Origin of the sequence: Streptomyces fractus (assembly GCF_049844455.1) — a bacterium.
Classification (GTDB): domain Bacteria; phylum Actinomycetota; class Actinomycetes; order Streptomycetales; family Streptomycetaceae; genus Streptomyces; species Streptomyces fractus.
In genome coordinates, this window is the sequence record NZ_JBMYHI010000002.1 from 8,323,611 (window position 1) to 8,345,540 (window position 21,930).

At 72.1% G+C, this 21,930-nt stretch carries 20 protein-coding genes; 7 read left to right on the forward strand and 13 right to left on the reverse strand.

Annotation, left to right across the window (positions count from 1 at the left end):
* Window positions 1–33: 33 nt before the first annotated feature.
* Entirely contained in the window at window positions 34–1,644 is a 1,611-nt protein-coding gene (locus ACP4E5_RS39865; RefSeq protein ID WP_425838107.1) for a PucR family transcriptional regulator, read from the forward strand.
* 44 nt (window positions 1,645–1,688) lie between these two features.
* Window positions 1,689–2,555, forward strand: coding sequence for a GNAT family N-acetyltransferase (locus ACP4E5_RS39870; RefSeq protein WP_425838109.1), 867 nt, complete (start codon window positions 1,689–1,691; stop codon window positions 2,553–2,555).
* Between the two features lie 8 nt (window positions 2,556–2,563).
* Here ACP4E5_RS39870 and ACP4E5_RS39875 read toward each other — a convergent pair whose 3' ends face one another.
* Window positions 2,564–3,067 (reverse strand): DinB family protein, encoded by a 504-nt coding sequence (locus ACP4E5_RS39875; RefSeq protein WP_425838112.1) that lies wholly within the window; start codon window positions 3,065–3,067, stop codon window positions 2,564–2,566.
* A gap of 193 nt (window positions 3,068–3,260) precedes the next feature.
* On the reverse strand, window positions 3,261–3,665 hold the full coding sequence (locus tag ACP4E5_RS39880; protein WP_425838115.1) for a MerR family transcriptional regulator: 405 nt from the start codon (window positions 3,663–3,665) through the stop codon (window positions 3,261–3,263).
* A 177-nt stretch (window positions 3,666–3,842) separates the two neighbouring features.
* Between ACP4E5_RS39880 and ACP4E5_RS39885 the strand changes: the two genes are divergently transcribed.
* Window positions 3,843–5,360 (forward strand): SulP family inorganic anion transporter, encoded by a 1,518-nt coding sequence (locus ACP4E5_RS39885; protein ID WP_425838118.1) that lies wholly within the window; start codon window positions 3,843–3,845, stop codon window positions 5,358–5,360.
* 44 nt (window positions 5,361–5,404) lie between these two features.
* On the opposite strand, the gene ACP4E5_RS39890 is transcribed toward ACP4E5_RS39885, so the two are convergent.
* Both ACP4E5_RS39890 and ACP4E5_RS39895 read right to left on the reverse strand, forming a co-directional pair.
* Complete coding sequence (locus ACP4E5_RS39890; RefSeq protein WP_425838121.1) at window positions 5,405–5,797, reverse strand: VOC family protein; 393 nt, start codon at window positions 5,795–5,797, stop codon at window positions 5,405–5,407.
* Window positions 5,794–6,102 carry an ArsR/SmtB family transcription factor gene (locus ACP4E5_RS39895; protein ID WP_425838124.1) on the reverse strand — a complete coding sequence of 103 codons (309 nt, stop codon included), beginning with the start codon at window positions 6,100–6,102 and terminating at the stop codon, window positions 5,794–5,796. Before ACP4E5_RS39895 ends, ACP4E5_RS39890 begins: the two co-directional genes overlap by 4 nt.
* 229 nt (window positions 6,103–6,331) lie before the next feature.
* Here ACP4E5_RS39895 and ACP4E5_RS39900 point away from each other — a divergent pair, with 229 nt between their 5' ends.
* Both ACP4E5_RS39900 and ACP4E5_RS39905 read left to right on the forward strand, forming a co-directional pair.
* A complete protein-coding gene (locus ACP4E5_RS39900) occupies window positions 6,332–7,528 on the forward strand; it encodes an MFS transporter (protein WP_425842000.1) in 1,197 nt (398 codons plus the stop codon).
* A 218-nt stretch (window positions 7,529–7,746) separates the two neighbouring features.
* Window positions 7,747–9,927, forward strand: a complete 2,181-nt coding sequence (locus tag ACP4E5_RS39905; protein WP_425838127.1) for a glycosyltransferase — start codon at window positions 7,747–7,749, stop codon at window positions 9,925–9,927.
* Between the two features lie 34 nt (window positions 9,928–9,961).
* On the opposite strand, the gene ACP4E5_RS39910 is transcribed toward ACP4E5_RS39905, so the two are convergent.
* A complete protein-coding gene (locus ACP4E5_RS39910) occupies window positions 9,962–11,155 on the reverse strand; it encodes an MFS transporter (RefSeq protein ID WP_425838130.1) in 1,194 nt (397 codons plus the stop codon).
* Window positions 11,156–11,209: 54 nt separating this feature from the next.
* Here ACP4E5_RS39910 and ACP4E5_RS39915 point away from each other — a divergent pair, with 54 nt between their 5' ends.
* On the forward strand, window positions 11,210–12,007 hold the full coding sequence (locus ACP4E5_RS39915) for an AraC family transcriptional regulator (RefSeq protein ID WP_425838133.1): 798 nt from the start codon (window positions 11,210–11,212) through the stop codon (window positions 12,005–12,007).
* A 29-nt stretch (window positions 12,008–12,036) separates the two neighbouring features.
* Here ACP4E5_RS39915 and mnhG read toward each other — a convergent pair whose 3' ends face one another.
* The 8 genes from mnhG to ACP4E5_RS39955 all read right to left on the reverse strand — a co-directional run bounded on the left by mnhG (window position 12,037) and on the right by ACP4E5_RS39955 (window position 21,302).
* Window positions 12,037–12,381: a monovalent cation/H(+) antiporter subunit G gene (mnhG, locus tag ACP4E5_RS39920; protein WP_425838136.1), complete on the reverse strand. Its 345-nt coding sequence runs from the start codon at window positions 12,379–12,381 to the stop codon at window positions 12,037–12,039.
* A complete protein-coding gene (locus ACP4E5_RS39925; RefSeq protein WP_425838139.1) occupies window positions 12,378–12,734 on the reverse strand; it encodes an MrpF/PhaF family protein in 357 nt (118 codons plus the stop codon). Before ACP4E5_RS39925 ends, mnhG begins: the two co-directional genes overlap by 4 nt.
* Window positions 12,731–13,312, reverse strand: a complete 582-nt coding sequence (locus tag ACP4E5_RS39930) for a Na+/H+ antiporter subunit E (RefSeq protein ID WP_425838142.1) — start codon at window positions 13,310–13,312, stop codon at window positions 12,731–12,733. The genes ACP4E5_RS39925 and ACP4E5_RS39930 overlap by 4 nt, the downstream gene beginning before the upstream one ends.
* A complete protein-coding gene (locus ACP4E5_RS39935) occupies window positions 13,309–14,901 on the reverse strand; it encodes a Na+/H+ antiporter subunit D (protein ID WP_425838145.1) in 1,593 nt (530 codons plus the stop codon). Before ACP4E5_RS39935 ends, ACP4E5_RS39930 begins: the two co-directional genes overlap by 4 nt.
* The gene (locus tag ACP4E5_RS39940; protein ID WP_425838148.1) at window positions 14,898–15,491 is read right to left on the reverse strand and encodes a Na(+)/H(+) antiporter subunit C; all 594 of its coding nucleotides are present in this window, start codon (window positions 15,489–15,491) and stop codon (window positions 14,898–14,900) included. Before ACP4E5_RS39940 ends, ACP4E5_RS39935 begins: the two co-directional genes overlap by 4 nt.
* The gene (locus ACP4E5_RS39945) at window positions 15,488–18,382 is read right to left on the reverse strand and encodes a Na+/H+ antiporter subunit A (RefSeq protein WP_425838151.1); all 2,895 of its coding nucleotides are present in this window, start codon (window positions 18,380–18,382) and stop codon (window positions 15,488–15,490) included. The genes ACP4E5_RS39940 and ACP4E5_RS39945 overlap by 4 nt, the downstream gene beginning before the upstream one ends.
* A 90-nt stretch (window positions 18,383–18,472) precedes the next feature.
* Entirely contained in the window at window positions 18,473–19,717 is a 1,245-nt protein-coding gene (locus ACP4E5_RS39950; protein WP_425838154.1) for a cytochrome P450 family protein, read from the reverse strand.
* A 763-nt stretch (window positions 19,718–20,480) separates the two neighbouring features.
* Window positions 20,481–21,302 carry an SDR family oxidoreductase gene (locus ACP4E5_RS39955; RefSeq protein ID WP_425838157.1) on the reverse strand — a complete coding sequence of 274 codons (822 nt, stop codon included), beginning with the start codon at window positions 21,300–21,302 and terminating at the stop codon, window positions 20,481–20,483.
* Between the two features lie 48 nt (window positions 21,303–21,350).
* On the opposite strand from ACP4E5_RS39955, the gene ACP4E5_RS39960 reads away from it, so the two are divergent.
* On the forward strand, window positions 21,351–21,929 hold the full coding sequence (locus ACP4E5_RS39960) for a TetR family transcriptional regulator (RefSeq protein WP_425838159.1): 579 nt from the start codon (window positions 21,351–21,353) through the stop codon (window positions 21,927–21,929).
* Window position 21,930: the final 1 nt, after the last annotated feature.

Consider the following 21,930-nt stretch of genomic DNA (forward strand, 5'->3'; position numbering starts at 1 on the left):
TCGGGACCCCGAAGCCCTGTCAACGTGATCGAAATGCACCCCGAGAAGGCGCCGTCCCGCACCCGCACCCGGTCGCTCAGCCTCCGCGAGGTACTGGAACTGCCCGTGCTCAGTGAGGGACTGCCCCGCGTCCTGGCGGGCGGGAACCGACTCGACCGCGCGGTGCGCTGGGTCCATGTCACCGAGCTCCTCAACCCCGCCGACTTCCTGGAGGGCGGGGAACTGCTCCTCACGACGGGCATGCCCTACCCGGAGGACGCGTCACGGCTGAGCGGATACGTGGATCAGCTCGCGGACGTCGGTGCCGCCGGGCTCGTCGTCGAACTCGGCTACCGCTACCGGCGCGTGCCCGCCGAACTCGTCGCCGCCTGCCAGGCCCGCGAGCTGCCGCTGATCGAGCTGGCCCGCGGCGTCCGTTTCATCGATGTCACCCAAAGCGTGCACGCCCTCATCCTCGACGCGCAGGGCGAACTCCTGCGCCGCGGACGGCAGATCCAGGAGGTGTTCACCGCCCTGACGCTGCGCCGCGCCGACGCGGAGGAGGTCATCCGCACGACGGCGGAACTCACGGGCGCCCCGGTCGTCCTCGAGGACCTCACCCACCGTGTCCTGATGTGCGAACTCCTCGGCCGCCCCTACGAACCCGTGGTCTCCGCCTGGTCCCGTCGCTCACGCGCCACGCCGACCCCCGACCGGGTCGCGCCCAGCGGCCCCGAGGGCTGGCTCGTCGCCTCCGTCTCGGACCACGGAGGCCCGTGGGGCCGCCTGCTCCTCCTCCCGCAGTCGGCGGACTCCGACGCCGACCCGGAACACCGGATCGTCCTCGAACAGGCCGCCGTCGCACTGACCGTGGCCCGGCTCACCGGACCCGCTGCCTGGGAGCGCCGCGCCCACCGCTCGGTCCTGCGCGACCTGCGCGCCGGGCGCTTCCGCTCACCGGCCGACGCCCGCGCCCGCGCCGAGGCCCTCGGTCTTCCCGCCCACAGCCACCGGCTGTTCGCGGTGGCCATCCGGCACCCGGACCCCACCGCCGCGGACGACAAGCTGGACGAGCGGATCGCCACCGAACTCGCCCACTCCGGGGTCCGCGCCCTGGTCGGACGCATCGGCCCCGGCCTCATCGCCGCCGTCCTCGCGCTCGCCCGGGCCAGCGCCTGGCAGCCCGTCGCCGAACGGATCGGACGCCTCGCCCGCGACGAGATAGGGCCCGGCTCCGTCGTCGCGATCGGTCCCGGTGTCACCGACCTCGGATCCCTCGCCCACTCCTTCCGCGAGGCCGAACAGACGGCGGAGGCCGTCGACCCGGCCACCACGGACCGCTGGTTCCACGTCCCCGCCGACATCGGCCTCCCCGAACTCCTGCGCCTGCTCCGCGAGGACGCCCGCCTCCAGCGTTTCGCCGAACGTCACCTCTCCCGCATCGTCGACCACGACGACCGCAACGGCGGCGACCTGCTCCCCACCCTGCGTGCCTACCTCGCGGCGGCCGGCAACAAGTCCCTCGCGGCGAAGGAGGCCGGGGTGTCACGCCAGGCCCTCTACCAACGTCTGCGCTCCATCGAGCGGTTGCTCGGCTGCGACCTGGAGTCGGGGGAGCAGCGGACGGGACTGCATGTGGCGGTGATGGTGCTGGACTGCGGGTGAAATCAGGTGGCGGACACCGGGGCCCGTCGTGTGTCATCGACCGCATGACCATCGAGTTGGGAGCGCCGCGCGTCGACGCGCTGGGTGAGGTCGTCGACGTTCTGCGGGCGTGGCAGCACGATACGGCGCCGATGCAGCTGCATCCCGGCGACCTGGGCTGGTACTGGCGATACGGCGCGGAGCGGACCGCCGCGGCGGTGCGGACGTGGCGGCGTGGTGGGCGGATCGTCGCCGTCGGACTGCTGGACGGCCCCACCCTGCTGCGGCTGACCCTCGCGCCACACGCCCACCAAGACGTGGAGCTGGCGCGGCAATTGCGTGGCGACGTGGGGGAGCCGGGGCGTGGTGTCCTGCCCGACGGGCCGGCCGACATCGAGGCCCCCCGGGGCGCCCTGGTGCACGACCTCCTGGCCGGGGCCGACTGGCGCACCGGCGAGGCGTGGACGCCGCTGCGCCGCGATCTCACCGAGCCGGTCCGGCTCCCGGCCGTCCGGATCGAGGTGGCGGGGCCCGAGCGGGCGGAGGCGTACGCCGCCGTGCACCGGGCGGCGTTCGACGGGTCGACGTTCGACACGGAGCGCTGGCACGCCATGGCTTCCGGAGCGCCGTACGGGGAGGCGCGGTGTCTGCTCGCGTACGACGACGGGGGCGCGGCCGTGGCGGCGGTGACGGTGTGGTCGGCGGGGCCGGGACGGCCCGGGCTGCTGGAACCGATGGGTGTGCACCGGGACCACCGCGGTCGCGGTCACGGTGCGGCGATCTCCCTCGCCGCGGCGGCCGCGCTCCGCGAACTCGGCGCGTCGAGCGCCCTCGTGGGCACACCGAGCGCCAACACCGCGGCCGTCGCCACCTACAAGGCGGCCGGCTTCCACCCGCTCCCCGAGGTCAGGGACCGCTGCCGGGAGGCATAGCGGCGCCTCTAGTCACCCACCGCGCCGTCGGCCATCTCCCGCAGGATGTCGATGTGCCCGTTGTGGCGCGAGGTCTCCTCGATCAGGTGCATCAGGATCCAGCCGAGGGTGACATGTGTGCCGTCCCTGACCGGGCGCTTCGCCGTCGCCGACAGGTCCGTGTCCGCCACCAAGCCGCGGTAGCGGGCGCTCTGTTCCTCGTACTCGGCGACGAGTTGGGGGATCGGGGTCTGGGCGCCGAGCCGCATCTCGCGGTCCGGGTCCTCGTCCGTCCACGGGCCCGCGTCCTCCTCGCCGAGGAAGATCACCTGGATCCAGTGGTACTCGACCCACCGAAGGTGGTTGATCAGGCCGCCCAGCGTCATCAGCGGCGAACCGGGCAGCGGCGCCGCGCCGCCGTGCTCGGGCGCGAGGTCGGCGCACTTGGCGACGGCCGTGGCGCGCGCGTAGTCGAGGAAGGTCGTGAGCATCGTGCGCTCGTCCCAGGACGGCGGCATGTCGGTGCGTGTCATGGCGCGATCCTGGCACGCGGCGCCAGGCCCGGGTAGCGGATTTCGCCGTCCCCGCTACACCGCGCCCGCTACACCGCCCCCGCTACACCGCCCCCGCTACACCGCGCCCGCTACACCGCCCCCGCTACACCGCCCCCGCTACACCGCGCCCGCTACACCGCGCCCGCTGTACCGTCCCCGCCACACGCCCCCGCTACACCGCCCCGGCCCCGTCCAGCCGCTCCCGCAGCGTCCCCGCGAACTCCTCCGCGCGGCCGAGCTGTTTGCGCAGGTCCGCGACGCGGTCGGCCGCGGCCTGCTCGAAGTGGCGTACACGGTCCAGGAGTTGCTCGCGCTCGTCGCCCTCGGGCGGCGGGGTCGCGTCGAGGCGGTCCGTGGCGTCCAGGAGGTCCCGCATCTGGTCGAGGGTGAAGCCGAGCGGTTTCATGCGGCGGATCACCATCAGCCGGGCCACGTCGTTCTCGGTGTAGAGGCGGAAGCCGCCCTGCGAGCGGGCGGACGGGATGACCAGGCCCGTCTCCTCGTAGTGCCGGATGGTGCGCAACGACAGCTCGGTCCGCGTGGCGACCTCGCCGATCTGCATGTGCTCGCTGCTCACGCGGCGCCTTTCTCCGTGTCTGCGTGGTGTCACCGAGGCCACAGTCGGCGACACCGATCTCTACCCTAACGTTAGGGTAGAGTTGCTGGTCGTCAGGGTCGGCCGTGCGCCGCCCGTCCTTCCGTACGCACAGGCCGCGTGACGCCGGTGTGCCCGACCACGACAGGTTACTTTCTCTTGTCCCCCTCCTCCGCGCCTTCCGTCCCGTCCCCGGCCGCCCGGCTGCGGCGCCTGCGCCCCGACTGGTGGTCCGACCCGAAGGTGTGGCGCACCGAGATCCTGGCCGGGCTCGTGGTGGGGCTCGCGCTGATCCCCGAGGCGATCTCGTTCTCGGTCATCGCGGGCGTCGACCCGCAGATCGGTCTGTTCGCCGCGTTCACGATGGCGGTGACGATCTCCATCGTCGGCGGGCGGCGCGCCATGATCTCGGCCGCCACCGGCGCCGTCGCGCTGGTGATCGCGCCGCTCAACAGGGAGCACGGGTTCGGTTACCTGGTCGCCGCGGTGATCCTCGCCGGTGTCTTCCAGATCGTCCTCGGCTCGCTCGGCGTCGCGAAGCTGATGCGGTTCGTGCCGCGCAGCGTGATGGTCGGCTTCGTCAACGCGCTCGCCATCATGATCTTCATGGCCCAGGTGCCCGAGATGACGGACGTGCCGTGGGCCGTCTATCCGCTGATCGTCGCCGGGCTCGCGCTGATGGTGTTCTTCCCGAAGGTCACCAAGGTCGTCCCCGCCCCGCTCGTCTCCATCGTCATCCTGACGGTCATCACGGTCGCCGCCGGGATCGCGGTGCCGACCGTGGGGGACAAGGGCGCGCTGCCGTCCTCGCTGCCGGTGCCGGGGCTGCCGGACGTGCCGTTCACCCTGGACACGCTGAAGATCATCGCTCCGTACGCGCTCGCCATGGCGCTCGTCGGGCTGATGGAGTCCCTGATGACGGCGAAGCTGGTCGACGAGATCACCGACAGCCGCTCGTCCAAGACCCGCGAGTCGATCGGCCAGGGCATCGCCAACATCGTTACGGGTTTCTTCGGTGGCATGGGCGGCTGCGCCATGATCGGGCAGACGATGATCAACGTAAAGGTGTCCGGCGCGAGGACCCGCCTGTCGACGTTCCTCGCGGGTGTGTTCCTGATGGTGCTGTGCGTGGTCTTCGGGCCCGTCGTCTCCGAGATCCCGATGGGCGCGCTCGTCGCCGTCATGGTGATGGTGTGCTTCGCGACGTTCGACTGGCATTCCATCGCCCCGAAGACGCTGAAGCGGATGCCGGCCGGCGAGATCGTCGTGATGGTGCTGACCGTCGTCGTGGTGGTCGCCACCAGCAACCTCGCGATCGGCGTCGTCGTCGGCTCGATCACCGCGATGGTCATCTTCGCCCGCCGCGTCGCCCGCGTCGCGAACGTCACCTCGGTCACCGACCCCGACGGCGGCCAGGTCGTCTACTCGGTCACCGGTGAGCTCTTCTTCGCGTCCTCCAACGACCTGGTCACGCAGTTCGACTACGCCGGCGACCCCGACAAGGTCGTCATCGACCTCTCCGCGACACACGTATGGGACGCCTCGTCGGTCGCCGCGCTCGACGCGATCGAGACCAAGTACGCGGAGCGCGGCAAGACCGTCGAGATCGTCGGCTTCAACCCGGACAGCGCGGCCCTGCACGGAAAGCTGAGCGGCGAACTCACCGGCAGCGGCTGACTGCCGAACCCGGGCCCACGCGTGACCCGGACCCGGACTCGGAACTACTTGGGTTCCGTCGCGATCTGGATGAGGTTGCCGCAGGTGTCGTCGAGTACGGCGCTCGTGACCGGGCCCATCTCCAGCGGCTCCTGGGTGAAGTGCACGCCGAGCGCGGTCAGCCGCTCGTACTCGGCCTGCACGTCGTCCACGGCGAACTGGGCGAGCGGGATGCCGTCCGCGATCAGCGCGTCCCGGTAGGGCTTGACGGCCGGGTGACCCGAGGGCTCCAGGAGCAGCTCGGCGGCGTCGGGCTCCTCGGACGACACCACGGTCAGCCAGCGGACGCCCCCGCCCAGATCCACGTCGTGCTTCTTCTTGAAGCCGAGGATCTCGGTGTAGAAATGCTCCGCCTTGGCCTGGTCGTCGACGAAGACGCTGGTCATGTGGATCTTCATGAGGTGCTCTCTTCCGGGTCCTGTGCGGGGTCTGCCGACTCGAGCCACCGCCGCGATATCTCGCGCAGCGGGGCGGTGTTGAGCTCGTGGAACTTGTAGCGGCCCTCCCGCCTTGTCTCGACGAGTCCGGCGGCCTCCAGCACGGCGAGGTGCTGGGAGATGGCCTGCCTGGACAGGTTCAGCCGATGCTTCATGGTCAGCCGGGAGCAGATCTCGAACAGTGTCTGCCCCGACTTCCGCGTCAGCTCGTCGAGGATCGTGCGGCGGGTGGGGTCGGCCAAGGCTTTGAAAAGGTCATCGGCCACGGCCTCAGCATAGGCAAGTCTTTACTTGCGTATCAACCGGAAGGGGCGGCGCCTCCGGCGGTGACTGAAGGCGTCCGCACCGGGCCACGCCGCGTCCGGCCGAGCCGCATCCCGGTCACGTCGCATCCCGGTCACGTCGCGTCCCCACGCGGTCTTGCCGGGCCCGGCCGCCGCTCCCCATGATGTGCGCGTGGCCATCGCAGGGGGCGGGGACGGGGAGACGCGGCGCATGCCCGCCGGGCTTGTCGCTCTCGCCCTCGGCGGCTTCGGGATCGGGCTCACGGAGTTCGTGATCGCGGGGCTGCTTCCGCAGGTCAGCCGGGGTCTGGACGTCTCCGAGGTTGCCGCGGGGTGGCTCATCTCCGGGTACGCGCTGAGTGTCGCGATCGGGGCGATCCTGCTGACCGCCGCCACCACCCGCATCCACCGCAAGACCGTCCTCGTCGGGCTGACGGTCCTCTTCGTTCTCGGCAATCTGCTCTCCGCCGTCGCGCCCACCTACGCGGTCGCGCTGCTCGGGCGGATCGTCGCGGCACTGTGCCACGGCTCGTTCTTCGGCATCGGTTCGCTCGTCGCCCGCCGCATGGTGGCTCCGGAACGGGCCTCGCGTGCGGTCGCCGTGATGTTCGCGGGCCTGACCGTCGCCAATGTGCTGGGCGTGCCGTTCGGCGCGCTGGTGGGGGAGCGGTTCGGGTGGCGTGCCACGTTCTGGGCGATCACCGGGATCGGCGTCGCGGCGGTGGCCGCCCTCGCCGTGTGGGTCCCGGCCGCGGCGGGCACGGTGGAGGAGGCCCGTCGTGCGGAGGGCGGCCTGCGGCCGCAGGTGCGCGCCTTCCGTTCCCGGCAGGTCTGGCTGACGCTCGCCGCGACCGCCCTCGGGTACGGCGGCATGTTCGGGGCCTTCAGCTACATCGCGTACACCTTCACCGAGGTCACCGGCTTCGCCGACACCACGATCGCCTGGCTGCTCATCGTGTACGGCTGCGGACTCGTGCTCGGCAACATCGGCGGCGGCCGGGCGTCCGACCTGGCCCGCGACCGGACGCTGCTCGTGGCCCTCGCGGGGCTCGCCGCGACGCTCACGCTGTTCGGCCTCCTCGCGCACTCACGGATCGCGTCGGTGGTCCTCGTCTTCCTGATGGGCGTCTTCGGGTTCGCCGCCGTCCCCGGCATGATCACCCGCGTCACGGACGCCGCCGGGGGCGCGCCGCTCGCCGCGAGCGCCAACGTGTCGGCCTCCAACGTCGGGAACGCGCTGGGCGCGTGGCTCGGCGGCCTCGCGATCGGCGCGGGCCTCGGCTACACCGCGCCGCTGTACGTGGGCGCGGCGATCGCGGCCCTCGGGCTCGCCGTGATGGCGGTCGCCGCGAGGGACGGCCGCCTGACATCGCCCGTCCGTAGTGGGGTGGACGCGGCGCGTAACTGACGAAGCCGCGGCGGCGAATTCGGGGCGAGCGGACGGTCGGTCAGCCGGCCAGTCGGACCCGGCGTCCATATGGCGGACACCCAACTGCCCGTCACCAGCCAAAACTTGGCGCGCGACACATCACCTTAAGTCGCATATGCCCCGATCTGGGCATTTAATTTGACGGGAGACGTCAACCCGCGCGTCAGCCTCGGCATCACAGAACGGGCGTCCCACGGATGAAAATCAGCTTTCTGCTCTTCAATGCCTTCGGTATCGGCGGCACCATCCGCTCCACGATGAACCTCGCGGGCGCGCTCGCCGAGGCGGGCCACGAAGTGGAGATCGCGTCGGTCGTGCGATCCAGGGAACACCCCGCACTGAAGCCGGCACCCGGAGTGAGAATCCTTTCGCTGGTCGAGGCGCGGCGCGGCTCCCCGGACTTCGACCCGGAACACGATCCGGCGACGTACCCCTCACGTCTCTACCTCCGCGCCGACGGCCCCTACGTCCACTCCAGCACCCTCACGGACAGACGCGTCGTCGAGTGGCTCGGCAGCACCGACGCCGACGTGATCGTGGGAACACGGCCCGGCATCAATGTGCTCCTCGCCGAGTACGGCCCCCAGGGCGCCCTGCGCATCGGGCAGGAACACCTGACGCACAGCATGCACAAGCCGGCCATCCAGTCGGCCCAGGACAGGGCGATCGCCGGCCTCGACGCCTTCACCACCGTCTCCTACGCCGATGCCGAGTGCTATCGCGACGCCCTGCCCGCGGTCGACACCGAGATCCGCTGCATCCCCAACGGGGTCCCCGTACCGGATGTCGCCCCGTCGACCGGGCGCAACAAAGTGGTCGTGGCGGCGGGCCGCCTCATCCCGGTGAAGAACTACGCCCTGCTCATCGAGTCCTTCGGGCACGTCGTGGCCGAGCGCCCCGACTGGTCGCTGCGCCTCTACGGCCGGGGCCGCCTCGCGGGGCGGCTGCGCCAGCAGGTCCTGGCGGCGGGCCTGAGCAATCACGTGCGGCTCATGGGAGCCGTCGCGCCCATCGAGCCGGAGTGGGCGAAAGGGGCCATCGCGGCGGTCTCGTCGAACGCCGAGTCCTTCGGCATGACCCTCGTCGAGGCCATGCACGCGGGTGTCCCGGTGGTCGCCACCGACTGCCCGTACGGGCCCGGCGAGATCATCGACGACGGACGCGACGGATACCTGGTGCAGCCCGGCGACCCGAAGGCGTTCGCCGCCGCGCTGCTCGACCTGATCGAGGACGACGAGCGGCGCCACGCGATGGCGCGGGTGGCGCGGGCGAAGGCGCTGACCTTCACCCCGAAGACCGCGGCCGAAAGGTTCCTCGACCTGGTGTCGGAGCTGGGCGGACCCGGACCGATCGCCCCGGCGCCGCCGACCACGGGTCGCGTACGGCGCCCGGTGCGCGAGCGCGTCGGCACCGTCGCACGCCCCGTCCTGCGCGCGTCCCTGCGCACCCCCGTCCTCGCCCCCGCCGTCCGCACCGTGATGCCCCGGCGCGCCAAGCGCCTCACCCGCCTTCCCGGTCTCGAACCGGTGGCGCGCACGCGAGTCACGTCCGACGGTGACCTCGTGGTGGACATCACCGGCGTGCACACACCACGAGCCGCGCTGCTCCTGAAGCGGGGCGACGACACACTGCGCCTCCCGCTCCACCGGGAGCAGGACTCCCTGCGCGCCCGCATCGGCCGGGACCATGTGCTGGCCGAGGGGGAGTGGACCGCGTACGTGGAGCGCACGGACGACGGCGTACGTCGCCGGGCCGAGTCCCTGACGGTGGAGACCGCCGAACTGGTGGGCCGCACACCCGAGGTGACGGGGGGTCAGGTAACCTCCCGCATCCCCCGCACCACGGACACGGGACATCTCGCCGTACGGGCCTGGGCCCGCCCCGCACACCTCGAGATCGGCACCGTGGACACGGGCGGGACCGCCCTCATCGTGGAGGGCCGGTACGCCGGACGGCCGTTGGGCGGTGACACCGTGGTGGTGGCGTCGCGGCGCGGCGAGGACACCGCCTTCGCGTCGGCGGAGGTCGTGGTGTCCGGCGACCACGTGTGGTTCTCCGTGCCGCACGCCGACTTCGCCGAGCGGTGCGGAGCATCCGGCGAGGACCGTGAGTTCTGGGACCTGCACCTCGTCGATGGCGGCGCCCGGATCCCGGTCGGCCGCATCGGCGGAGACGTGGCCCAGCGCAAGGGCACCGACGCGGTCCCCCCTGCCTTCCATGAAGGGGACACGGGACGGCAGGTGCGGATCGGCCCCTACTTCACCGCGAACAACAGCCTGGCCGTGACCGTGCGCGAAGTGGTTCCCGCGACGGCCGACCGGCCCCGCCCCGCGGTGAACGCGCAGGGCTCGCGGAACAGCGCGACCGTGGGCGGCTGACGGCGCCGTCGCCACCGGCTGACAGGCGCCGTCGTCAGCGGGTCACGCCGGTGCGCGGGCGTGGCGCGTCCTTGCCGGAGTCGTCGGGCACCGTCCCCTTCGGCTCCGGCAGCGTCCGGAACAGCAGCCAGCTCAGCAGCGGCATGAGGATGAGCGGAGTCAGGGCGGTGCGCAGCGACGTCTGGTCGGCGACGGTGCCGATGAGGGGGCTCGCCAGGCCGCCGATGCTGACCGTGAGGCCGAGCGTGATGCCGCTCGCCGTGCCGACGCGCGAGGGCAAGTAGTCCTGCCCGAGCGTGACTTGCAGCGAGAACGGCACGTACAGGCCGGCCGACGTGAGCGCGAGGAAGGCGTAGAGCGCCGGACCCGGCACCCACACCACGCCCGCCACCGACGCGGCCGTCAGCAGGTACGACCAGCGCGAGACGGTGACCCGGTCCCAGCGTCCCGCCAGCGCGCCGCCCAGGACGCTGCCGGCCGCGCCGCCCACGTAGAGCACGAACAGGGCCACCGTGCCCGCCACTTCGCTGCCGCCCATGCGCTGCGCCGCGTACAGGGAGACGAAGGTGCTCAGGCCGGTGAACACGATGGAGCGGCACACCACCGCGAGCGACAGGCGGACGAACGCCGGTACGTCGTCCCCGGCCGGGGGCGCCGTGGTGGCCGACGACGCGTTCTCCCGGCGCCCCAGCGCGCGCAGCACCGGCAGGCAGATCGCGGCGCCGGCCGCCGCGGGCAGCACCAGAAAGGGAGTGAACCGTAGCCCGCCCGTGGCCACCGCGGTGGCGACCAGGAGCGGGGCCAGCGCGAAACCGACATTGCCGCCGAGCGAGAACCACGCCATCGCACTGTGACTGCCGCGGCTCGCGAGCCGGGCCACCCGCGCCGACTCCGGGTGGTAGGCGGCCACACCGATCCCGGACACCGCGACGACGGCGAGCGTCACCGCGTACGAATCGCTCACCCCGCTCAGCGCGATGCCCACGCCGGCGAGCAGGGTGCTGAGCGGCAGCAGCCACGGCATCGCCCTGCGGTCGGTGAGCAGACCGAAGACCGGCTGTGCTACCGACGAAAGCAGGGAGGCCGCGAGCACGATGCCGGACACGGCGGCGTAGCTGTAGGCGCGTTCGGCGACGAAGTACGGCACGAGCGAGGCGACGGCGCCCTGGTAGACGTCCACGCACGCGTGCCCGACGGAGAGAAGGGGGATGGAGGTGTTCTTTCGCACCCGGTCATCGTCGCGACCGGACCCGCTGTCCCGCTTCCGATAACCTGCCAGACAATGCCGAAGAACCGCCACGCCGTAGGCCACCCCGTATCCCACCTGGTACCTCACCCGGTTCGGCACACCCCCGTGGCCCCCACCCGCACCCGGCACCTGGCGCACGGAGCCGAGATCGACGCGCACCGGCACGACGACCACCAGATCGCCTACGCGGGCCGGGGCGTCGTCGCCGTCACCACCGACGCCGGGTCCTGGGTCGCGCCGGGCACCCGTGCCCTGTGGGTGCCCGCCGACACCGTGCACGCCCACCAGGCCCACGGCGACGTCGAACTGCACTTCGTGGGGCTGCCGGCGACCGAGAACCCGCTCGGCCTCGACACCCCGGCCGTGCTCGCCGTCGGCCCGCTGCTGCGCGAGCTGATCATCGAGTACGCGCGCACCGGGTCCCCGGACACCACGGACGTCGGCAGCCCCGAACGGGCGCGCCTGCGTGGGGTGTTGCTCGACCAGCTGAAGCTGTCACCGCAGCAGCCGCTGCACCTGCCGACGCCGGCCGCGCCGTTGCTGCGCGCCGTCTGCGATCTTCTGCACGCGGATCCGGCCGACCGTCGCACCCTGGCGGAACTGGGCCGGGAGGTCGGGGCGAGCGACCGTACGCTGTCCCGGCTGTTCCGGAGCGACCTCGGCATGACGTTCCCGCAGTGGCGCACCCAACTGCGCCTGCACCACGCGCTGATCCTGCTCGCCGAGCGGACGCCGGTGACGAACGTGGCGCACCTGTGCGGCTGGTCGTCGACGAGCGCGTTCATCGACGTGTTCCGGCGCGCGTTCGGTCACACGCCGGGTTCGCACTGACGGAAGGCCGCCTCAGTGATGGGTCGGCCTCACTGTCGGCGCGCCGACGCCAACTCGTCCCGCAGCAGCGCGACTTCGCCGACCTGACCCGTTCGATACGCGGCCCGCGCCACCAGATGCGCCGCGACCGCGCTGGTCAGGAGCTGGAAGAAGGCGACGAGGGCGAGCGTGCCCAGGTCGACGCCCGAGCGCAGCCGCAGCGCGACGCCCGCCACGAGCAGCAGCATGCCGAGGGTCTGCGGATTGGTCGCCGCGTGGCTGCGGGTCAGCACATCGGGCAGCCGGAGCATGCCGATGACGCCGGTCAGGCAGACCGCGGCCCCGGCGAACAGCAGGATGGATCCGGCGAGATCGGTGACGTCGTGCCAGTTCACGGGCGCTCCTTGGAGCCTTGGTCCTTCGTGGGGGGCTGGTCCTTCTTGAGGGAGATGATGCCGGCCCGCGGCCGTGCCGCCGGCCGGTCGCGCGCCGCGATGAAGCGGGCGATGGCCACGGAACTCGTGAAGCCGAGGAAGGCGATCACCAGCATGATCGACAGGTAGTAACTGGTGCGCGTGATCGCGGCGTTGACCCCGATCCCGGCGATGATGAGCACGGCCGCGATGTCGACGGACACGGCCCGGTCCAGCATCGAGGGCCCCTGCCAGATCCGCACCAGGAGGAGCGCGCCGGCCAGGAGGATCAGCACCAGCGCGCCGTTGAGCAGGAGGTCGTTGGCCAGCTTCATGCGTCGGGCGTCCTTCCTTGGGGTGCGTCGTGCGAGGCGGGCTCCGTGAGCCGGGCGATCTCCTCGCGGGTGCCGAAGGCCCGTACGACGAGGGTCTCCAGGCGCCGCACGTCGGCGCGGGCGCGGTCCACCGCCCGCGGGTCGTCGGCGTGCACGACGTGCAGGAACAGGGTGGCGGTGGTGCCGTTGACCTCGACGAGCGCGCCGCCCGGGACGCTGGACACGGCGACGGCGGTCGCCGCGATCATCAGGTCGGTGCGGCAGCGCAGCGGGATCGCGATCACGGCCGCGGGGCCCGGCCTGCCGCGCAGCGTCTGCCAGGTCACGGTGGCCGTCGACGAGGTCATGTCGTACAGGAGGTAGCCCGCGAGGCGGACGATGCCGACCGGCCGCAGGCGCAGGTCGAGTTCGACGGCGGGCAGCGGGAAGACCAGGCACAGCAGGACCGCGACCACCACGCCGCTGATGACGTTGCCCCAGCTGAGGCCGGTCCACAGTAGCGTCCAGATCACCGTGAGCCAGGCGATCAGCGGCAGGTCGATGCGGCGCCAACGGCCCCTGGGGCGTGAGGTGTTCACTGGTCGAGCACCGCCTCCACGTAGGGCGTGCGGGAGAGGAGTTCGGCGGCCGAGCGGTCGGCGAGGCCGGTGAGCGGGGTGGCGAGCAGGGTGTAGGAGAGGCCGAGGGCGACCGCGGCGGCCGTCGCCGCGGTCATGACGCGGGGCACGCGCATGGTGGTGCGTACGCACACGGCGGTCGCCACCGCGGTGTCGCCGCCGTTCTCCTCGGGTGCCGAGTCCGGGTCGTCGCTCTCCTCCAGCACATCGTCCTCGGACGGGGGCCGGGCGGGGGCGGCCCTCCAGAACACCAGGTTCCACACCTTCGCCATCACGTACAGGGTGAGCAGGCTCGTCACGGCGGCCGCGGCGAGCAGCGTGTACGACCACACACCACCGGCCGCCGCACCGGCCCGCATCAGGCCCAGCTTGCCGAGGAACCCGGACAGCGGTGGGATGCCCGCGAGGTTCATCGCGGGCACGAACCAGAGTGCGGCGAGCAGTGGCGCCGAGCGCATCGTGCCGCCCAGGCGCGTCAACTCCGTTGTCCCGTACCGCTTTTCGAGCAGCCCCGCGGCCAGGAACAGCGTCGTCTGTACGGTGATGTGGTGTGCGGTGTAGACGATGGCGCCGCCGATGCCGCCCCGGGTGCCGAGCGCGAGCCCGTACAGCATGAAGCCGATGTGGCTGACGAGGGTGAAGGACAGCAGGCGTTTGAGGTCGGTCTGGGCCACCGCGCCGAGGATCCCGATGATCATCGAGGCGAACGCCACGGCCATCAGCGCGCCGGAGAGCCGGTTGCCGGGGAAGAAGAGCGTGTCCGCGCGGATCATCGAGTACACACCGACCTTGGTGAGCAGTCCGGCGAACACGGCCGTCACGGGCGCGGGGGCCGTCGGGTACGAGTCGGGCAGCCAGGCCGCGACGGGGAACGCCGCCGCCTTCACCCCGAACACCGTCAGCAGCAGCACTTCCGCCAACGTGCTCACTCCCTGCGGGAGTTCGGGCATGCGCTGCGCGAGCTGCGCGAAGTTCACCGTGCCCACCGCCGCGTAGGTCACGGCGATCCCGCACAGGAACACCAGGGACGAGACGAGGGAGACGACGACGTATGTCGATCCGGCCCGCACCCGTGGTTCCGTGGCGCCCACCGTGAGCAGCACGAAGCTGGCCATCAGCATGATCTCGAAGCCGACGTAGAGGTTCACGAGGTCACCCGCGAGGAACGTCAGTGACACCCCCGCGACCAGGACCAGGTACGCCGGGTGGAACACGGCGATCGGTGCCCGCTCCTCGCGGTCGGCCATGCCCTGGCTCATCGCGTAGACGAGGACGATGAAGGTGACGGCGCCGGACACCAGGAGCATCAGTGCGGCGAGCCGGTCGGCGACCAGTGTCACGCCGAGCGGCGGACCGAAGTCGCCGAGGTGGACCACGAGCGGGCCCGTGCGGTCGGCCTCGACGAGCAGGATGACATCGACCGCGACGACGCCCGCGAGCACGCCGACCGTGATGAGGCGGTGCAGCCAGCGCAGCCGCGGCCCGATGAACAGGGTCAGTCCGCACACCACGAGCGGCAGCACGACGGGCAGCGGGACGAGGGAGTTCACCGGGTCTCCTCCGGGCGGGTCTCGGTGGGCTCGGCCGGGTCGGCTGTCGAGGGCTCGGGTGGGTCCGCGCCGAGGACGTCGTCCCACAGGTCGCCGTCCGCGTCCCGGGCGCGGGCCTGGTAGGCGCGGTTCGCGCGCAGCCTGCGGCGCTGCTCGCGCCGCTCCTCGCGCCAGGCGCTCGGGCCCTCGCCGCGGTGGATCTCGCGCAGCTCGGCGCGCTCGGCGGCGATCTCCGCGCGCAGCACCACCCGCCGGTCCGCGACGTCGTCCGGCACGAAGTCCGAACCGGTCAACTGGCTGCTGCGGTACGCCATCGCGAGCACGAACGCCGTGGTGGCGAGGGTGATGACCACGGCGGTGAGGATGATGGCCTGCGGCAGCGGATCGGTCACGCGGGTCGCGTCGACGCCCGGGTAGAGCAGCGGCGGGAGACCGGCCGTCCCCGTCGAGGCGAGGACGAACAGGTTGACGCCGTTGCCGCACACGATGATGCCGACGAGCACCCGGGTGAGGCTGCGGGTGTGGATGAGGATCCCGCCTGCGCTGGTCAGCACGACCGCGCAGACCAGCAGGGTGAGACTGACGGTCACGAGTTCTGCGCCTCCCCGGCGAGCGCGAGACTCGCCCTGTACTCGGTCTGCTGGTCGATCTTCGAGCCGAGCGCCCGTACGACGTCCAGGACCACGCCGAGGACCAGCAGATACACCCCGAGGTCGAAGATGACGGCGGTGCTCGCGTGCCAGTCGCCGATCAGCGGCAGGTGCCCGTGCCAGGTCCAGCCGTGCAGCACCGTGCCGTCGGCGAGCCCGACGAGCGCGACCGACGTCGACAGGGTCAGGCCGAGCCCGGTGAAGAAGCCCGGGTGGACCGGCGCCGCCACCGCCAACTCGTGCCGCCCGCCCGCCAGATAACGGATCGTCAGTGCGACGCCGGCGACGAGACCGCCGACGAAGCCGCCGCCCGGCAGGTTCTCCGCGCACAGCAGCAGGTACACCGACAGCATCAGGATCGGGTGGAACACGAGCCGGGCGACGACCTCGAAGACGACCGAGCGGTGCTCGGGCGCGAGCGTGTCACCGGCCACCAGCCAGCTGCGCTCGGGCGCGCCCTGCTGGTACTTGGCGGGCACCTTGAGCCGTGATGTCGCCAGCGACCACGCGGTCACCCCGCCCGGAAGCCGCGGCGGCGGCGCCGTCGCCCGGCCCTGGCGGCGGTGCACGTACAGCAGACTCGTCACACCGAGCACGGCGACGGCGAGGACGGCCGACTCGCCCATGGTGTCCCAGGCCCGGAAGTCCACGAGGATCGTCGCGACGACGTCCTTGAGGCCGTGGTGCGCGGTCTCCTCGACCTGCGCGGCGCCCGCCGGCTCCGCCGTGCGCGCGCCCGTCGCCAGCCACACCGCACACGCCACCGCCACACTGCTGCCCAGCGCGAGCAGCATGCTCACACCCCACCGCCAGGTCCGCTGCGTGTCACCGAAGAACACCGGGAGGCGCCGCAGGACGAGGACGAGCACCACGGTCGACACCGTCTCCACGCCGAACTGGGTGAGCGCCAGGTCGGGCGCGCCCTGAACGACGTACAGCAGCGCCGTGCCGTACCCGGTCAGGCCGGCGAGCACCGCCGCCTTCATGCGCCGCTGCACCACCAGGCACATCAGCGCGCACGCACACGTCAGCGCGCCGACGCCTGCCTGCATCGGGTGGTCCCACAGGCGGGGCGCGGGGGTGGCGCCCCAGGGCCGGTCCGTGGCGAGGACCGCGAGCAGCCCGACGAACATGACGCCCAGGACCGTCGCCACGTACGAGGGCAGCGAGCCCTTCTGCACCGCGCCCGTGATCTGGAGCGCGGAGCGTTCGAGGCCGAGGACGGTCCGGCCGAACACCTCGTCCGCCTTGGGCCAGGCGACGCGCCGCCCGAGCCGTACCACCGGCTCCCGCGCCAGGAACAGGGCCGCGCCGCCCGCCCACGCGAGCACGGACAGGCCGAGCGCCGTCCCGAACCCGTGCCACAGCGCCAGGTGGTAGGGGTGCGCGGGGACCGGGTACTGCCGCGCGTACTGCTCGAAGAGGTGCGCCGTCCAGCCGATGCCGGGGCCGAGCACCAGCGACGCGAGGGCAAGCAGTGCGGGCGGCGCGAGGAAGGCGGCGCCGACGCCGTGCACGGGCGTGTCCTCGACCCCCGGCTTGCGGGCGAACGCGCCCCACAGGAAGCGCAGCGTGTACGCGGTGGTGAGCGCGGAGCCGACGACGACGCACGCGAGCACCCATCGCTCGGCGACGCTCCCGTGCAGCAGCGCGTCGAACGCCGCCTCCTTCGCGGCGAACCCGAGCAGCGGCGGAAGCGCGGCCATCGACGCGCCCGCGAGGACGGCGACTCCGGCCACCCATGGAAGTCTTCGCCCCACGCCCGACAGGTCCCGCAGGTCGCGGGTCCCGCTCGCGTGGTCGACGATCCCCGTCACCAGGAACAGCGGCGCCTTGAACAGCGCGTGCCCGAGGAGCATCGCGATAGCCGATAGGGCGGCGTTGTACGAGCCGGCGCCCGCGAGCACCACCAGGAAGCCCAACTGGCTGACGGTTCCGTAGGCGAGCACCAGCTTGAGGTCGTTGAGCCGCAGCGCGCGCCAGCCGCCGAGCAGCATCGTCACCGACCCCAGGACCAGCAGCACCGGGCGCCACGGCGCGACATCGGCGAAGGCGGGAGCGAACCGCGCAACCAGGTACACGCCCGCCTTCACCATCGCGGCGGCGTGCAGATAGGCGCTGACCGGGGTGGGCGCCGCCATCGCGTTCGGCAGCCACATGCTCAGCGGCCAGATCGCCGACTTGGCGAGCGCCCCGCACAGGATCAGGACGAGCGCGGCCGACAGGGTGCCGCTCGCGGCGGGCGGGGACTCCAGGATGTGCGAGATCCGGTACGTGCCCGCCAGGTGACCGAGCATCAGGAACCCGACGAACATGGCGAGTCCGCCGACCGAGGTCACCGTCAGTGCCTGGAGCGCGCAGCGGCGGCTGGCGCGTTTCTCGCTGTCGTAGCCGATGAGCAGGAAGGACAGGACGGTGGTGAGTTCCCAGAACAGGTAGAGGGTCATGAGGTCGTCGGCGAGGACGAGTCCGAGCATCGCCCCCGCGAACGCGAGGAGGTTGCCGCCGAAGGAGCCCAACTGCCGGGCGCCGCCGTCGAAGTAGCGCACGCAGTACAGCAGGACGAGTGCCCCGATGCCGGCGGCGAGCAGCACCATGACGAGGGATAGGGCGTCGAGCCGGAACGCGATCTCGACGTCGTAGTCCCTGATCCACCACCAGGCCTCTTCGCTCGCCCCGCCGCCGCTCACCTCGCTCCAGCGGGACAGGGCCCAGGCGAGGGCGGCGGCGGGCGGCAGGGCGAGCAGGAGGAACCCGCGCGGCCCCACCCGGCGGATCAGTGGGGCGGCGCAGAGCGCGACGACGAAGTGTGCGAGGACCAGTGCGGTCATACACGATACATATCGGGTGAAAAGGGGTGCTCCGGGTGGGGCGCGCCGAGGGGGCCCCGCCCGGTCCGTGACGACCGCGGTGCGGTCACATCATCGGCGCGGAGCGGGCCCGTTCGGCTTCAGGCGCACGGGGAGGGAGGTGTGACCGTTGCTGATGAGGGTCGGGTACGGCTCCAACTCCTGCGCGGGCACGGCGAGTTCGAGGTCAGGGAAGCGGTCGAACAGCATACGTAGCGCGGTCTCGACCTCCAGGCGGGCGAGCGGGGCGCCGAGGCAGAAGTGCACGCCGTACCCGAACGCGAGGTGCTCCTTGGACGGGCGGGTGGCGTCGAACTCGTCGGCGGTGTCGCCGTGCAGATCGGGGTGGCGGTTCGCGGCGGCGTACGACGCGAGGATCGCCTCACCGGTCCTGATCACCTGGCCGTCCGGGAGCGGGACGTCCTGGAGCGCGTAGCGCAACGGGAGATGCTTGACCGCGGGTTCGTGGCGCAGGGTCTCCTCGACGATGTCCTGCCACGTGCAGCGGCCGGCCCGGACATGGGCGAGCTGGGTCGGGTCGGCGAGCAGCGAGGTGACGGCCTGGTCGATGACGTTGACGGTCGTCTCGTAACCGGCGCTGATCATGAGGAGGAGTGTGTCGCGCAGTTCGTTGTCGGACAGGGTGCCGCCGTCGCCCTCCTCGTCGCGGGTGGCGATGAGCAGGGACGTCATGTCGTCCCCGGGCAGGGCGCGCTTGGACTCGATCAGTTCGCCCAGGAGTTCGTAGACGGCGGCCGTGTTCTTGGCGGCCTCTTCGGCGGACAGCGTGGTGGCGAAGATCTGGTCCACCATCGTGCGGAACTGCTCCCGCTGGCCCTCGGGCACCCCCATCAGTCGGCTGACCACGGCGATCGGCAGCGGGTACGCCAGGCGCTCGCGCAGGTCGACCACGGCGCCGGCCGGGAGGGCGTCGAGCGGGTCGAGGATTCCGGTGACGAGCGATTCGATGTCGGCCTGCAACGCCGTGATGCGGCGGGCGGAGAACGCGGGGGCGATCATGCGGCGCAGGCGGCGGTGGTCGCTGCCGTAGGCCGTGAACATGTTGTCGACCGCCACCCACAGGGCCAGTGGCCAGGTGGCGATCGCGTCGGCGAACCCTGGCCAGTGCGCCCGCGCGTTCTTGGATATGTGCGGGCTGGTGAGGAGTTGCTTGAGGAGCGCGGGATCGGAGACCGACCAGGCGGTCACGCCGAGGATGTCGACGCGGGTGGCGGGGCCGCGGGTGCGCAGGGCGAGGTGTTCGGCGTGGTGGTTCGATGCGGTGGGGTCGAGGACGAGGACCTGGCGGTCGGCCATGGGGGGCTCCTTCGTGGGGCGGGTCTCGCGTTGAGCCTCCCGCCGGGCCGGCGGCGCGTCCAGGGTGGGTTCTCGGCCAGGGCCGGGGCCGGGGTCCGGTGCGGGGAGCCGTTCCTACGCCTCGGGGCTCCGCCCCGGACCCCGCTGCTCAATCGCCGCAGGGGCTTGAATGATCCGCGGCGCCGTTGTCTTGGAGGGGCTTGGAAGGTCGGCGGTTCCGTTGCCTCGGGGGGCTTGAAAGGTCTGTGGCGCCGTTGTCTTGGGGGGCTTGGAAGATCGGCGGTTCCGGTGCCGCAGGGGCTTGAATCGTCCGCCGCGCCGTCGCCTCGGGGGGTTGGAAGATCGGCGGCTCTGTCGCCTTGGGGGCTCGGAAGGTCCGTGGCTCTGTCGCCTTGCGGGCTTGAATGGTCCGCGGCTCCGTTGCCTCGGGGGGCTTGAAGGATCCGCCGCGCCGTCGCCTCGGCGGCTTGAAGGATCCGCGGTTCCGTCGCGTTGGGGGCTTGAATGGTCCGCGGGCCCGTCGTCTCGGGGGTTTGAGAGGTCCGTGGTTCCGTCGCCCTTGCGGGCTTGGAAGGTCCGTGGCTCTGTCGCCTTGGGGGTTTGAAGGGTCCGCGGGCCCGTCGTCTCGGGGGTTTGAAAGGTCCGTGGTTCCGTCGCCTCGGGGGGCTTGAAGGGTTCGCCGCTCCGTCGCCTCGGGGCCCGGAATGCGTGCGACTTGATTGGCGGAGGGGCTTGAAATGGGTGTTGCTCGAGCGGGGGTGGGTCAGGGGGTGGGAGGGCTGGAGATGGCGGCTACCGCTCCGCCGTCCACCAGGAGGTCCGTGCCCGTGATGAAGGACGCGGAGGGGGAGAGCAGGAATGCCGCCGCCTCCACGATGTCGTTCGGGGTGCCGGCGCGGCCCGTGCCCGAGCCCTCGATCAGCGCGCGCATGTGGGCGCCGGACTCGCCGGCCAGCTCGGCGCGGCCCATCCGGGTGGAGATGACCCCGGGGCTGACCGAGTTGATGCGGGCCCCGCGCGCACCCCACGTGAGCGAAGCGGCCTGGACGCGCAGTTGGTTGGCGCGTTTGGCGAGGGCGTAGGCGGCGCCGGGGTCGGACAGGGTGTCCGGCCGCAGGAACGGGAGGTCGAGGAGGTCGTCGGTGGGTGTGGAGCGCAGCGCGGCCTCGACCTCGGGCGGCAGCGGGGTCATGTGCCCGGCCATGGACGCGATCACCACACCCGCGCCGCCCTCCGCGACCACCTCGCCGAACTCCTCCAGGACGAGCGCCACCCCGAGCAGGTCCACGGCGAGCACCGCCGCCGTCGGCGCCTGCACCGGTGACAGGCCCGCGGTGTGCGCGACCTGAGTGACGGGGCCGAGCGCCGCGGACTGCCGGGCGAGCGCGGCGACCGACGCCCGGTCCGAGACATCGACCCGCACCGGTGTGACCTCGTAACCGTCGGCCGTCAGCTCGTCGGCCGCCCCGGCGAGCAGTTCCCCGTCGAAATCGGCCGCGACGAGCCGGACCCCGGGGCCCTGACGTCGGGCGATCTCCTTCCCCATGCCGCCCACACCGATGACGACGACCACAGACCTGGACATGAACTTCCTCCTCGTTGATCGGGTATTGCACTGCATTACGCTGCCAACGTGACGAACCCCTCCGAGCCCGACCGGGCCCGCCCGGCGAACCAAGGCCGGCGGGTCGCCGCCCGCAATCGCGCCGCCCTCATCACCGCGGCCCGCGAGGTCTTCGCCGAGCAGGGGTTGAACGCGCCGCTGTCCACGGTCGCGCGCCGGGCCGGCGTCGGACAGGGAAGCCTGTACCGGCACTTCGCCGACCGGATGGCCCTGGCCGCGGCGGTGCTCGACGAGAACGTACGGCAGATCGAGAGCGCCGCCGCCGAGCAGGACGCCACCCTCAAGTCCGTGCTCGGCGTCGTCACCTGGCACATCACCCGCTCCACCGCCTTCGTCGACCTGCTGCGCGTACGCGGCGACGACGAGCAGGGCCGGGAACTGGCGGCGCGGGTGCGCGGCGTGCTCGGCGGGTGCACGTCCGCGGGGCGCGGACTGTCCGCCGAACAGCTGATGCTCGCCATCGCGATGGTGTCGGGGGCCGTCGCGGGCCCCACCCTCGCCGAGCGCGAGCGCCTGGCGCTCGCGGCCTGGGAGTTGCTCGGCGTCGAGGTGGGGCCGCTGCGGTCCGTCGAGCTCGCGGAGGACTGAG

Bases quoted from the DNA above. Each gene is read 5' to 3' on its own strand.
- ACP4E5_RS39865 (WP_425838107.1), top strand. From the start codon at position 34: ATGCACCCCGAGAAGGCGCCGTCCCGCACCCGCACCCGGTCGCTCAGC.
- ACP4E5_RS39870 (WP_425838109.1), top strand. From the start codon at position 1,689: ATGACCATCGAGTTGGGAGCGCCGCGCGTCGACGCGCTGGGTGAGGTC.
- ACP4E5_RS39875 (WP_425838112.1), bottom strand. From the start codon at position 3,067: ATGACACGCACCGACATGCCGCCGTCCTGGGACGAGCGCACGATGCTC.
- ACP4E5_RS39890 (WP_425838121.1), bottom strand. From the start codon at position 5,797: ATGAAGATCCACATGACCAGCGTCTTCGTCGACGACCAGGCCAAGGCG.
- ACP4E5_RS39900 (WP_425842000.1), top strand. From the start codon at position 6,332: ATGCCCGCCGGGCTTGTCGCTCTCGCCCTCGGCGGCTTCGGGATCGGG.
- ACP4E5_RS39905 (WP_425838127.1), top strand. From the start codon at position 7,747: ATGAAAATCAGCTTTCTGCTCTTCAATGCCTTCGGTATCGGCGGCACC.
- ACP4E5_RS39915 (WP_425838133.1), top strand. From the start codon at position 11,210: ATGCCGAAGAACCGCCACGCCGTAGGCCACCCCGTATCCCACCTGGTA.
- ACP4E5_RS39925 (WP_425838139.1), bottom strand. From the start codon at position 12,734: ATGAAGCTGGCCAACGACCTCCTGCTCAACGGCGCGCTGGTGCTGATC.
- ACP4E5_RS39945 (WP_425838151.1), bottom strand. From the start codon at position 18,382: ATGACCGCACTGGTCCTCGCACACTTCGTCGTCGCGCTCTGCGCCGCC.
- ACP4E5_RS39950 (WP_425838154.1), bottom strand. From the start codon at position 19,717: ATGGCCGACCGCCAGGTCCTCGTCCTCGACCCCACCGCATCGAACCAC.
- ACP4E5_RS39955 (WP_425838157.1), bottom strand. From the start codon at position 21,302: ATGTCCAGGTCTGTGGTCGTCGTCATCGGTGTGGGCGGCATGGGGAAG.